Genomic DNA, 12,092 nt, shown 5'->3' with positions numbered 1-12,092 from the left:
GGGTTGCGGGCAGGTCGAGTCCCTTGAGGCCGGTGACCGGGGTACGCAGGCCCACGGCGAGCCGGTTCCAGCCGTTGATCGCCACGATGGCGAAGGTGAGCGCCGCGGTCTCCTCCGGCGTGAAGGCGGAGGAGACCGGCGCGTAATCCTCGTCCCGGGCGCCGGTGCGGGGAAGTTCGGTCAGTGCCTCGCACCAGGCCAGCGCGGCACGCTCCCGAGGAGTGAATACCTCCTGCGCTTCACGCCAGGCCGCCACCACGTCCAGTCGTGTCTGGTGCTCGCCGCGACCGCGGGCGTCGCGGTGGTGCATGGCCAGGCAGTAGGCGCAGCCGTTGATCTGGGAGGCCCGGATGCGGACCAGTTCCAGCAGCTCCGGCTCCAGGCCGCTGTCGGCCACGGCTTGTTCCAGCCGGAGCATCGCCCCGACGCCGTGCGGGAACAGCTTGCGGTAGTCGACACGCATGATTGGCTTCCTCCTTGCGGCGTTCGTCTGCGCGGATGGGCGGACGGCCCGGGGGCGACGCCCGTGGCGTCGGCCCGGGCATGGCTCAGTCCTCGCCGGCCCTACGTCCCGGGCGACGGCGCCAGCTGCGGATCAGGCGCCCGAGCGGGTCATAGCGGTGGTCGACGACGCGTTCCTTCATCGGGATGATCGCGTTGTCGGTGATCTTGATCCCGGCGGGGCAGACCTCGGTGCAGCACTTGGTGATGTTGCACAGCCCCAGCCCGTGCTGTTCGCGCAGCATCCGGCGCCGGTCGAGGGTGTCGAGGGGGTGCATGTCGAGTTCGGCGTGGCGGATGAAGAACCTCGGGCCGGCGAAGGCCGGTTTGTTGTCCTCGTGGTCGCGGATGACGTGACAGACGTCCTGGCACAGCCAGCATTCGATGCACTTGCGGAACTCCTGCGCCCGCTCCACCTCCTCCTGCCGCATCCGGTATTCGCCGGGCCGCAGATGAGGCGGCGGGGTGAAGGAGGGAACCTGCCGGGCTCTGGCGTAGTTGAAGCCCACGTCGGTGACCAGGTCGCGGATGACGGGGAAGGTCCGCAGCGGCGTGATCGTGATGCTGTCGGAGGGCAGGGTGGACAGCCGCGCCATGCACATCAGTTTCGGGCGGCCCTCGATCTCGGCGCTGCACGAGCCGCACTTGCCGGCCTTGCAGTTCCAGCGCACCGCGAGGTCTGTGGCCTGCGTGGCCTGCAGCCGCAGGACGGCGTCCAGGACCACCTCACCGTCCTCGACCGGCACGGTGTACTCCACGAGAGAGCCCCCGGAGGTGTCGCCGCGCCAGATGCGGAGCAGCAGATCGCGCCCCATGGCCGATGCCCCCTTTCCGTGGGCTGATGCGTAAGTTCAGAAGAACCGCGGGTCGCGGATCACACCGCCGGCGACCAGCCGCACGTAGCCGTCGGCGAGCGCGACCCAGACCAGCGAGGCCCAGGCGAACCGGCCGTGGTACGGATTGATCCGCGACACCCAGGTCCACGCCCGGTAGCGGACGGGATGCTTGGCGAAGTTGTTCAGGCGCCCGCCGACCACGTGGCGGCACGAATGGCACGAGAGGGTGTACAGCCACAGCAGAACGGCGTTGACGACCAGGACCAGGCTGCCCAGACCCATGCCGACGCGTCCGCGGAAGTCGAAGGCGATGACCGCGTCCCAGGTCAGGATGACGTTGAAGACGAGGGCCGCGTAGAGGAAGTAGCGGTGGACGTTCTGGAGCAGCAGCGGAAAGCGGGTCTCCCCGCTGTAGCGGCGGTGCGGCTCCGGAACCGCGCACGCCGGGGGCGCCAGCCACCAGGAGCGGTAGTACGCCTTGCGGTAGTAGTAGCAGGTCAGGCGGAATCCGAGCGGGAAGATCAGGACGATCACAGCTGGGGTGATGATCCACCAAGTGCCGAACCAGCCCAGGTGCGGTGCCCCGTGGGAGCCGGGCACCGCCCCGCAGTGGGTGGACAGGCACGGCGAGTAGAACGGTGACAGATAGGGGTCGGCGTAGTAGTCCCGGTTCGCCAGCGCCGCATACGTCGCGTAGGCCACGAAGAGAGCCAGGACGGTGAACGTGATCAGCGGGTAGACCCACCAGCGGTCCCGCCGCAGCGTCCGCGCGGCGATCGCGGCCCGCCCCGGAGCTCGGATCCCCGCCGAGGCGCCGCCTGCTGTCCCCACGACCTGGCCTCCCTTCGCCGGTGCCGGGGCTGCCGATCCAGTCACCGGGAGCCTTCTCCACCCCAGCCTGCCGGACAAGGGCGGACCGTGCGATCTCAGCGCAACTTCCCCGTGTCGTATGACCGACCGAGCCGACGGGTACCCGCACGCGGATGGCGTAGGCCCGCCTGCCGGGGCACCCGCGCGGTGATACGACGGGCAGAGGGCACCAGCGAATACCGGAGGGACGCCTGGGATGCCGAAGGTCGCCATCAACGGGCTCGGCCGCATCGGCCGTGCCGCGCTGAAGATCCTGCACGACGTGGACGGTGTGGAGGTCGCGGCCGTCAACGACCTCATCGAGGTCGACAATCTCGCCTACCTGCTGGCGCACGACAGCGTCTACGGCCGCTACGGCAGGACGGTCACGGTGAGGGATGGTGCGCTGAGCATCGACGGGCACAACGTGCCGGTGTACGCCGAACGCGATCCGGCCCGGCTGCCGTGGCGGGAACTGGGCATCGACCTGGTCCTGGAGTGCACCGGAGCCTTCCGCCACGAGGAGGAGCTACGGCGTCACCTTCAGGCGGGGACGCGCTTTGTCATCCTGTCCGCGCCGGCCCGGACCGAGACGGTGGCCACCGTCGTGCACGGCGTGAACCAGGCCCCGGACGGCCTGCAGGTCATCTCCTGTGCGAGCTGCACCACCAACTGCATCACCCCGGTGGTCGAGGTGCTGGACCGCCTGATCGGGGTCGAACGGGCGATCATGTCCACCGTCCACGCCTACACCTCCACCCAGCAGCTCGTCGACGGCCCCAGCCGGGATGTGCGCCGCGGCCGCGCCGCCGGGGTCAACATGCTTCCCGCGTCCACCGGGGCGGCGCTGGCCACCACCCGGGCACTGCCCCAACTGGCCGGCCGCTTCGACGGGGTGGCGATCCGGGTCCCGGTGCCGGTCGGCTCGATCGCGGACGTCGTGGCCGTCACCGCCCGGCCCACCACCGCCGAGGAGGTCAACGGCCTCTTCCGCCAGGAGGCCGGCACCGACCGCTACCGCGATGTCCTGGCCGTCTCGGAAGAGCCGCTGGTCTCCACCGACATCATCGGCGACCCCAGAGCCTCGGTCATCGACGCCGCGATGACCCGGGTGGTGGACGGCACCCTCGTCAAGATCATGAGCTGGTACGACAACGAGTGGGGCTTCACCCACCAGATGGTCCGCGAAGCCCTGTCCGTCCTGGGCGTCAGCCAGTCCCCGTGAGCACCTCCCCCACCGACCCCGACCTGGTGCGGGGCCGCCACGCTCAGCCGCCGAGAGGATCGTGATGAAGGCCAAGGAGATCATGACGGCGCCGGTGGTCACCGTCACCGAGGGCACACCGGTCTCGGAGGTCGCGGCCGTGCTGCACGGTGGCCGGATCAGCGCCGTCCCCGTGCTGGATGCCGCGGGCGCGGTCGTGGGCCTGGTCAGCGAGTACGACCTGCTGGCCCGGCCCGGTGCCACCGCCGCCGAGGTGATGACGGCGACGGTGATCAGCGTCACCGAGGACACCGACGTCGACGACGTCCGTCACCTGCTGGTCGAGCGGCGCATCCGCCGCGTGCCCGTGCTGGCCGCCGGGCGCCTGGCCGGGATCATCAGCCGCTCCGACGTCGTCGCGCTGCTGACCACCGAGTGGGCCTGCACCGTGTGCGGCGAGAGTGCCCGCGGTGACCGCCCGCCCGAACGCTGCCCCAAGTGCCACGCCGCCGCCGACCGCTTCACCGTCCAGGAAGCACCGCCCGGCAGCTGAGCCGAGCACCGCACCGACCCGAGGGAAACCCTGCGAACGATGACCTCCTCACCGACATCAAGGCACTGCTCGAACAGCCGATGCGCATCGTCGTGTAGGAGGGCACGCCTCGCCGTCCGCGTGTCCTGCCCAGGTACTCAGCATGAGGTCATGGGCGCTGCCGGTATCACCGCACCGCATCAGCACCGTCGCCCGCACCCTGTTCAGCCGACACCCTGTCAACGGCCTTCGCAGGCCGACCTCTAACCGTACGGAGGCATCGATCAATGACCGAGCCCGTCTACCACCCGGCCACCACCGAGATCGGCGCCCGGCGGGCGCAGCTCGCCCCGGCCGTCAACGAGGCGTTCGAGAACTTCAGCCGCGCCGTGTTCGCCGACGGGGCGCTGCCGGAGAAGACCAAACAGCTGATCGCCGTCGCGGTCGCGCATGTCACGCAGTGCCCGTACTGCATCCAGGGACACACCCGCCTGGCGCAGCGCAAAGGCAACAGCCCAGAGGAGATCATGGAAGCCATCTGGGTCGCCGCCGAGATGCGCGCCGGCGGCGCCTACGCACACTCCACCCTCGCGCTGCACGCGATGAAGGACACCTCACCGCACTCCCACCCATGACAGCAGGACACGACAGATGCGCCAGGCGACATCGCCCCGCCAGCTCTCTTGCGGAGCATCGCCGCGAACCGGTCGCGATCCCGTACGCCCTCGGACCGGCACGCGAGTGCCGCGCCAGCGGGAGGCGGTGCCCACGCCGAGGCAGATGATCACTGCGCCCTCCAGCACGCGGGCCGGCGGCAGCATGAAAGCCGGTGCGAGGCCGGTGGTGGCAAAGATCCCGGCGGGGCGTCCTCCGACCCGTATGCAGGTCACAGCGGAGGCGGTCGATGCCGGGGACCCCACCACGGTTGTCGTAGCCGCAGTTCCGGGGCCGGACAGGGGCGGCAGGCGTGGCTGAGGCTCGCGAATCGGTACAGCCGGGACTGCCGGAGTCGGTGGGCTACGCGCTCAAGCGGGTGTTCCTGGGCCGGCCGCTGATCACTGAGCAGTTGCGGAACGAGCAGCTGTCGAAGAAGGTCGCGCTGGGCGTGCTCTCACCCGACGCGATCTCCTCCTCCGCCTATGGTCCGGAGGAGATGCTGCTCGCGCTGCTGCCCTACGCGGGGGCGGCGGCGTTCACTCTGGTGCTGCCGATCACCGGGGCGGTCCTGGTCATCCTGGTGTTGGTGGCCGCCTCCTACCGGCAGGTGGTGACCGTCTACACCCGCGCCGGCGGCTCGTACGCCGTGGCGCGGGACAACTTCGGACCGAAGATCGCCCAGATCGCCGCGGCCGCGCTGCTGATCGACTACGTGGTGACCGTGGCCGTCCAGGCATCGGCGGGTACGGTCGCGGTGGTCTCGGCACTCCCGGAGTTCGGCCCCTACAGCCTGGAGATCACCATCGGGGTGGTCGTCATCCTGTGTCTTGCGAACCTGCGCGGGCTGAGGGAGGCCGGAGGTCCCTTCGCACTGCCCACGTACCTGTTCTCCGTCCTCGTCGGCCTTGTGATCATCATCGGCGTCATCAAGCACTTCACCGTCGGTCTGCCGGTCTACGACCCGGCTCACCTGCCCGGCACGGTCGCCGTCCATCACGGTTCGGGGCTGGTGGAGGGCGCCACGGTGCTGGTCCTGCTGCGCTCCTTCGCCAACGGCGGGTCCTCGCTGACCGGGGTGGAGGCCATCTCCAACACCGTCTCCGCGCTCCGCACACCCCAAGGTCGCAACGCCCGCACCGTCCTGACCGTCATGGCCTGCACACTGGGCTTCCTGGTCGCCGGAGTCTCGCTGCTGGCGCATTTCACCCATGCCACCCCCTACCTGGCCGGATACCCCTCAGTGCTCTCCCAGGAGACCCGGGCGGTGTTCGGACACGGCACCGTGGGCCACGTGCTGTACGCGCTGGTGCAGGCCGCCTCGGCACTGATCCTCTACACCGGTGCCAACACCAGCTTCAACGGATTCCCGTTCCTGGCCAGCTTCGTCGCCGAGGACCGCTTCCTGCCCCGCCAGCTGACCAAGCGCGGACACCGGCTGGTGTTCTCCAACGGCATCATCGTGCTCACCGTGCTGGCGGTGGCCCTGCTGGCCGCTACCGGCGGCACCGTCAACGCCCTGGTGCCCTTCTACGCCATCGGTGTGTTCACCGGGTTCGCCATGGCCGGCTACGGCATGACCAGGCATCACCTGGCCCACCGCGAACCGGGATGGCGCCGGCGACTGGCCGTCAACTGCTCGGCGGGCGTGCTGTCCACACTCGTCGTACTGATCTTCGCCATCGCCAAGTTCACCGAGGGCGCCTGGCTGATCGTGGTCGTCTTCCCCCTGCTGGTCGCGGTACTGATCCGCGTCAACCGCGAATACCGGGAAGAGGCGGCCATCCTCAACGAGGTGCGCGGCAACCCCGTTGAACAGGCCACCTACTCCTACCACCACGTGTACGTCCTGGTGAACAACGTGGACCTGGCCATGCTGGAAGCCCTGCGCTACGCGCACACCCTGCGCCTGACCGGGGTCGAGGCGGTCCACTTCATGCTGGACGCCGCCCACGCCCAGCACCTGCGCACCCGCTGGGACGACCTGGGTATCGCCGTGCCGTTGAAGATCGTGGACTGCCCCGACCGCCGCCTGGTCCACGCCGCCGCGCAGTTCATCCTGGAAGCCGGCGAGGGCCGCGAGAACACCGAGGTCACCGTGCTGCTGCCGCGGCGCAGCTACGCACCGTTGCTCGGGCGGCTGCTGCACGACCGCACCGCCGACCGCCTCGCCCATGTCATCAACCGCATCCCCCACACCGTGGCCACGATCGTGCCCTACGACGTGCAGGCCCGCATCCGGCAGAGGTTCCCCCGCCTGCCGGAGGAACGCCTGGCCCGCGGCTACGAAAACCTCCGGGACCGGCTCGCCGGCCCGCCACCGGCGTCGCTGACCGAGCACAACGCCCCTCGCCCCGAGCCCGACGCCACCACCATCGCCGCCGTGGAACCCGGCCGCCGGGTCACCGTGGACGGACGACTGCACAGCATCACGGACGAGGAACGCGGCGACCACCGCGTCCTGCTCGGCACCCTCACCGACAGCACAGGCAGCCTCACCCTGGAATTCCACGACGCCCACCCGGACCTTGCCGCCGGACAACTCCTTCGCCTGACCGGCCACGCCAACCGCCGCGACCGGTCCCTGATCATCAGTGACCCGGACTACCGCATCATCGACACGCCCGGCGAGGAATCCGGTCCATCGGCTGGCAACGATGCCACCTGATCCGCTGTACGCAGGGCTGTCGCCGAGTCACCTCTGGGGCTTCGGCCAGCGCCCACTGCGCAGCAGTCGTTCCGGTGCGCGTTCCTCAGCTTGACGGGTGGGGCCAGTGGGTCAGGCTGCCGGGCGAGGGAGCGGATTGCGTCGCTTCCGCTGATGAGGGGTAGATCTCGTAGCTCTCACGCATGCCGCTCAGGTCGAAGATCCTGAGCATCCGGGCGGAGACGGACGCGAGACGCAGCGAGCCTTCGTGTTCACGGATGCGTTTGGTGATCGCCACGATCACGCCCAGCCCCATCGAATCCATGAAGGCGACAAAGCCCAGGTCCAGGACGAAGTGGCGGTGCCCCTCATCGACGAGCTTGATCACTCCTTCCCGGATCATGGGGGCGGTGTGGGCGTCCACCTCACCGTCGACCTCGACGACGGTCCAGCCGTTGACCACGTCGTAGCTCACCATCATGCTCTCGTGCCGGATGATGTTCGTTCGCATCGCCATCCCTCTTCACGTCTTCGGACGGCGCGAGACGCCCGGCATGGCGCGGCGGAGACGGCCGGCCCGTACGGCACTCGCGGCCTGCGTAGGGGCGCGTTCGCGTGCACGACGGTGGCTGCCACCGCCGGCGTCTCACGTGCTGGTCACCGACTCTTGTTCAGCCACTCGGCGAGGACAGCGGCCTGGCTGTGGTCCACGTCCTTGGTGGCGGTCAGCAGCATGAGCTTGTCGTGTGCTGCCAGGTCCCGCAGGTGTTCGGCCGCCTCGCGGTGCCCGGCGTCGCGCAACTCCGCCAGGTAGCGGTGGCGGAACTCGGTGAAGCGGCTGGGCTCGTGGCCGTACCACTTGCGCAGTTCGCTGGAGGGGGCGACGTCACGTAGCCACTCGTCCAGGTGCGCGTCCTCCTTGCGCATGCCCCGGGGCCAGACCCGGTCGACCAGCACGCGCTTGCCGTCCTTCGGCGCGGTCTCCTCGTAGACTCTGCGATAGGTGATCTGTTTGGCCATAATGGTGCCCTTCCAGATCGGTCGGCCGCCCCGGCCTTGATGGGATGGACAGCTCCGTGCCCTGCCGCGAAGCGGACGGTTCCGACTCGCCCATTTTATCGGGGACGGCTCATGCGAACCCGTCGGGAACCTGCCGGGCCGGCCACCACGACCGCCGCCCGGGTGCAAAGCGACGGCGTCCAGTACGGCGTATGGACGAGGAGACGATGTGGCCAGCAGACGTCCCCTGCCCGCGTCACCCGATTTTCCCGCGCGGACGGCTTGCCGGGTGAGCTCCTCGAGCGAACTGGACGCGGCGGTGGCCACCTGCCGGGCCTGCCCGCGCCTGGTGGCCTGGCGGGAGGAGGCCGCCAGGGTCAAACGCAGGGCGTTTCGGGACTGGGACTACTGGGCGCGTCCCGTGCCCGGCTTCGGCCCGCCGGACGCACCACTGGCGATCGTCGGTCTGGCGCCGGCCGCGCACGGCGGCAACCGCACCGGGCGGATCTTCACCGGTGACCCGTCCGGCGACGCGCTGTACGCCGCCCTCTACGACCTCGACCTGGCCTCCCAGCCCACCGCCACCCACCGGGGCGACGGGCTGGAGTTGTACGGGGTGCGGATCACGGTCCCGGTGCACTGCGCCCCGCCCGACAACCGGCCCACCACCACCGAGCGCGACACCTGCCGCCCGTGGCTCGCCCGTGAACTGGAACTCTTGCGGCCGACCCTGCGGGCCATCGTGGTGCTCGGCGGCTTCGCCTGGCAGGCACTGCTGCCCGTGCTCACAAGCGCAGGCTGGCAGCTGCCCCGACCGCGCCCGGCCTTCGGGCACGGCGCCGAAGCCCTCCTCACCGACGCGAGCGGTGAACGGCAGGTGCACCTGGTCGGCGGATACCACCCCAGCCAGCGCAACATGTCCACCCGGACCCTGACCCCCGCCATGCTCCGCGACGTGCTGCACCGGGGCGCCGTCATCGCCGGGCTGCCCGGGAACGGCGGCGTTCTTGAGGCCCGCGCGCCATGCTGACACTGGCTGCTTTCTGATCCCAGGCGTGGGGAGTTGCCCGTTCCATCGGATCGCCGACGGCGGCCCCCGCCCCTGGGAAGCCGTATCCGGTGGCACGTCGTTCCCTCTCGACGGCTGCGAGAGCCCGGCCGGAACTCAGGCCGCGTGACTCCTGTGGGCGCCGATCCGATGCACGTTCTGCACCGCGAGTTCATCCCGTTCCTGCGTCGGGGTGAGGCGGATGCCGATGTGGTAGTCCTGGACCAGCATCCAGCCGAGGAAGCCGGCGGCGAGGGTGCAGGCGACACCGGCCGAGGTGAGCGCGAGACCGAGGGTGGTTCCGGTGGCCGGGCCGTTCCAGTGGGTGACGTACGTTCCCAGGCTGCCGGCGAACAGCCCGAGCGCGGTGACGTTGAGGCCCGCGTGGGCCAGACCGACGGTCTTGGCGGCCGAGCCGCGCGGGATACCGAAGGCCCAGTCGACGAGGCCCGGGAGTGCGGCGAGCAGCGCGCTGCCGACGCCCACGACGTTCAGCGCGATCGCCAGATTGAGCCAGAACTGATTCCCGGTGGCCGCGTACACGGCGAAGCCCACGAGGGTTCCGGTGTAGAAGGCGACCGGGAAGCCGATCAGCATGGGGTGGAGGGGGTGACCGGCGATGGTGGCTTTGCTGTACATGAAGCCTCCTGAGTGGGTCCCCGTTGTGCAGGTGTCGATCGCTCCTCTCAGCGTCTCCTGGCTGGTGGGATCCGCAACCGCGCCGGGTGACGATGGCCTGATCCCGCGGGATCACGGTGACAGGCGGCGCCTCATGAATCCTTCAGGCGCCGGGTCATTTCGTTGATGCAGTGGTCACCGTAGGCGGCCGCGACATCGTCGAGGTCGACCATCGGGGGAAGGTCCATGACCGGCTGCCGCTCGGCGAGGTAGAGGGCGGTCTCCTCGATCACGCGCTGCTCGTCGGCCTCTGCCGCATCGAGTTCGTCGACGACGGCCGGGCTCGCCTGGAACCGCGACTCGATCACGCCACCGCTGTACCGGACGTGCACCAGATAGTCGTGATCGCCCATCGGCTCGATCTGGAATTGCTCGGGCATGATGGCCGACTACCCGTGATGCCGTTGGGTATCACGGCGCACGCGGCTTGGCTCACCATGAGGCTTCGGTGTGTCCCGGACGCCGGTCGTCGGCCGAGGGGTGCCGGCCGGGCAGTCGGTAGCGCAGGAACAGATAGGACGCCCGCCGCCGGGCGCTGATCAGGTCGACTGTCTCGTGCCGCGTCGGGAGCAGTTCAAGCCCGGCGATCAGCCCGTGTCGGATGGTGCCGGCGCGGCCGGCCAGTACGGGGGAGAGGGTCAGGAACAGCTCGTTCAGGATGCCGGTGCCGACGAGTTCCCCGACCAGGTGCGGGCCTGCCTCGGAGAGGATCGTGGCATGTCCGCGGGCGCGGATGATGTCCAGCACCTGGGGGATGCTCAGTGTCGGGCCGTCGCCGAGGGCAAGGAGGGTGCAGGTCGGCGGGAGGTGTCGGGTGAGGCGACCTGCGCCTTGGGTGGTGGTGGCGATGAGTGCGCCCGTCTGCAGGGCCGGGTGCCCGGCCGGCAGGTTGCCGCTCGCGGTGACGACGACGAGTTCCGGCGCGGCGGCACGGCGCCGCTGCTGGCGGAGGAGGGCGAAGTCGGCAGCGGCGGCCGGGTAGACGTGCTCTGGTGTCCACCGGTGGCGGGGTGAGGCGCGCAGCGTGCCCGCTCCGATGAGGACGGCGTCGGCGCAGGCCCGCAGCAGCCCCATGACGAACCGGTCGGCGGGCTCGCGTCCACTGATCGCCGAGCCGGATGAGGGGTATTCCGGGCCGAGCGCCACCACTCCGTCGAGCGAGGCGACGAAGTTGGCGTACAGGCACGGTTCGGGGAAGCCGAGGTCGCCTCCGTAGAGCGCGGCCAGCGCCGGCGGCAGGCTCCAGCGGTGCAGTCCGGGCTCCTCGTACAGGCGGATCAACGGCTCGGCGCGAGGCACTGGAGCCGTGAAGGCGCTGTCAGGCCCGGCCACGGCCGGTGCTCCTGGGGCCGCACAGGTCGAAGAACTCCATTCTCAGCTGGTCCTCGGTGTCGTAGCTGCCGCGCCAGTAGGTGGTGCGGGTGCTGGACTCGATCTCGCGGACGCCGCGCATCTGCGTGCACAGGTGCACCGCCTCCAGGTGCACGGCGACGCCATGCGGTTCAAGGATGCGTACCAGTGCGTCGGCGAGTTGCTGGCCGATGCGTTCCTGTACCGAGAAGCGGCGGGCGAACAGCCGTAGCAGCCGGGTCAGTTTGGACAGGCCGAGGATGTGCTCGTGGGCCACGTAGCCGACGTAGGCGGTGCCGAAGAACGGCAGGCTGTGGTGCTCGCAGAGGGCGAAGAACGGGATCGGCCCCTCCACCACCTGGCTGATGCGGCAGTCCGGGCCACCGCGGCACTCGGTGGGGAACGCGGTGACCAGCTTCTCATCACCCTCGTATCCGCTGGTCGCCTCGAACAGCGCGCGCAGGAAGCGGCGCGGGGTGTCGACGGTCGAGGGAGAGCCGACAGGCATCCCCAGCGCCGTGAAGATCTCCCGCATGTAGCCCTCGAACTGCTGCCACTGCTCGGGGGTGATGCGCCGGGGGCGGACGGCAGCCCATTCCTCACTGTCGTATCCGATGTCGTCGCCGGCCAGGCCGCCGACCTTGGGCGCCCCACTCGGTGGTTGCTGTCGGTCACTCACCTGTCATCACTTTCCTGTGGACGTCTGTTCGCCGCGACCCTGCAGACCCGGGCCTGGGCGCGCTCCTCGCGGCCGGTCCCGAGTCGACCGCGCGTGCGCCGCCCTACGACTCCTT

Annotated in this window: 14 protein-coding genes; 5 read left to right on the top strand and 9 right to left on the bottom strand. The window is 69.9% G+C overall.

The features are described from left to right. The 3 genes from C1I97_RS07285 to C1I97_RS07275 form a co-directional block, all read right to left on the bottom strand. A partial coding sequence (locus C1I97_RS07285; RefSeq protein WP_111002405.1) for a carboxymuconolactone decarboxylase family protein occupies nucleotides 1-463 on the bottom strand: 463 nt, incomplete at its 3' end. An 85-nt stretch (nucleotides 464-548) separates the two neighbouring features. Beyond that, on the bottom strand, nucleotides 549-1,316 hold the full coding sequence (locus tag C1I97_RS07280; protein ID WP_111002404.1) for a succinate dehydrogenase/fumarate reductase iron-sulfur subunit: 768 nt from the start codon (nucleotides 1,314-1,316) through the stop codon (nucleotides 549-551). A gap of 36 nt (nucleotides 1,317-1,352) precedes the next feature. Next, entirely contained in the window at nucleotides 1,353-2,168 is an 816-nt protein-coding gene (locus tag C1I97_RS07275; protein WP_111002403.1) for a hypothetical protein, read from the bottom strand. 235 nt (nucleotides 2,169-2,403) lie between these two features. Between C1I97_RS07275 and gap the strand changes: the two genes are divergently transcribed. The 4 genes from gap to C1I97_RS07255 all read left to right on the top strand — a co-directional run bounded on the left by gap (nucleotide 2,404) and on the right by C1I97_RS07255 (nucleotide 7,244). Further along, entirely contained in the window at nucleotides 2,404-3,411 is a 1,008-nt protein-coding gene (gene gap / locus C1I97_RS07270) for a type I glyceraldehyde-3-phosphate dehydrogenase (protein WP_111002402.1), read from the top strand. A 64-nt stretch (nucleotides 3,412-3,475) separates the two neighbouring features. Continuing rightward, complete coding sequence (locus C1I97_RS07265) at nucleotides 3,476-3,943, top strand: CBS domain-containing protein (RefSeq protein ID WP_111002401.1); 468 nt, start codon at nucleotides 3,476-3,478, stop codon at nucleotides 3,941-3,943. Between the two features lie 266 nt (nucleotides 3,944-4,209). Beyond that, on the top strand, nucleotides 4,210-4,557 hold the full coding sequence (locus C1I97_RS07260) for a carboxymuconolactone decarboxylase family protein (protein WP_111002400.1): 348 nt from the start codon (nucleotides 4,210-4,212) through the stop codon (nucleotides 4,555-4,557). A gap of 332 nt (nucleotides 4,558-4,889) precedes the next feature. Beyond that, nucleotides 4,890-7,244 (top strand): amino acid permease, encoded by a 2,355-nt coding sequence (locus C1I97_RS07255; RefSeq protein WP_309147780.1) that lies wholly within the window; start codon nucleotides 4,890-4,892, stop codon nucleotides 7,242-7,244. Nucleotides 7,245-7,329: 85 nt separating this feature from the next. Here C1I97_RS07255 and C1I97_RS07250 read toward each other — a convergent pair whose 3' ends face one another. Further along, nucleotides 7,330-7,734: an STAS domain-containing protein gene (locus C1I97_RS07250; RefSeq protein ID WP_258382458.1), complete on the bottom strand. Its 405-nt coding sequence runs from the start codon at nucleotides 7,732-7,734 to the stop codon at nucleotides 7,330-7,332. Nucleotides 7,735-7,880: 146 nt separating this feature from the next. Then, nucleotides 7,881-8,243, bottom strand: a complete 363-nt coding sequence (locus tag C1I97_RS07245) for a DUF488 domain-containing protein (protein ID WP_111002398.1) — start codon at nucleotides 8,241-8,243, stop codon at nucleotides 7,881-7,883. 208 nt (nucleotides 8,244-8,451) lie between these two features. Between C1I97_RS07245 and C1I97_RS07240 the strand changes: the two genes are divergently transcribed. Continuing rightward, on the top strand, nucleotides 8,452-9,252 hold the full coding sequence (locus C1I97_RS07240; protein ID WP_111002397.1) for a uracil-DNA glycosylase: 801 nt from the start codon (nucleotides 8,452-8,454) through the stop codon (nucleotides 9,250-9,252). A gap of 135 nt (nucleotides 9,253-9,387) precedes the next feature. Here the strand turns inward: C1I97_RS07240 and C1I97_RS07235 are convergent, their stop codons facing one another. From C1I97_RS07235 to folE, 4 genes are all read right to left on the bottom strand, one after another. Then, the gene (locus C1I97_RS07235) at nucleotides 9,388-9,909 is read right to left on the bottom strand and encodes a DUF2231 domain-containing protein (protein ID WP_111002396.1); all 522 of its coding nucleotides are present in this window, start codon (nucleotides 9,907-9,909) and stop codon (nucleotides 9,388-9,390) included. A gap of 131 nt (nucleotides 9,910-10,040) precedes the next feature. After that, nucleotides 10,041-10,328: a hypothetical protein gene (locus C1I97_RS07230; RefSeq protein WP_111002395.1), complete on the bottom strand. Its 288-nt coding sequence runs from the start codon at nucleotides 10,326-10,328 to the stop codon at nucleotides 10,041-10,043. A gap of 52 nt (nucleotides 10,329-10,380) precedes the next feature. Continuing rightward, nucleotides 10,381-11,280 carry a dihydrofolate reductase family protein gene (locus tag C1I97_RS07225; RefSeq protein ID WP_111002394.1) on the bottom strand — a complete coding sequence of 300 codons (900 nt, stop codon included), beginning with the start codon at nucleotides 11,278-11,280 and terminating at the stop codon, nucleotides 10,381-10,383. Then, nucleotides 11,267-11,977, bottom strand: coding sequence for a GTP cyclohydrolase I (folE, locus tag C1I97_RS07220; RefSeq protein WP_111002393.1), 711 nt, complete (start codon nucleotides 11,975-11,977; stop codon nucleotides 11,267-11,269). Before folE ends, C1I97_RS07225 begins: the two co-directional genes overlap by 14 nt. Nucleotides 11,978-12,092: the final 115 nt, after the last annotated feature.

The organism is Streptomyces sp. NTH33, assembly GCF_003236365.1.
Lineage (GTDB): Bacteria > Actinomycetota > Actinomycetes > Streptomycetales > Streptomycetaceae > Streptomyces.
The sequence above is the reverse complement of the archived record's forward strand: the minus strand, read 5'-3'. Positions and strand labels throughout refer to the sequence as shown.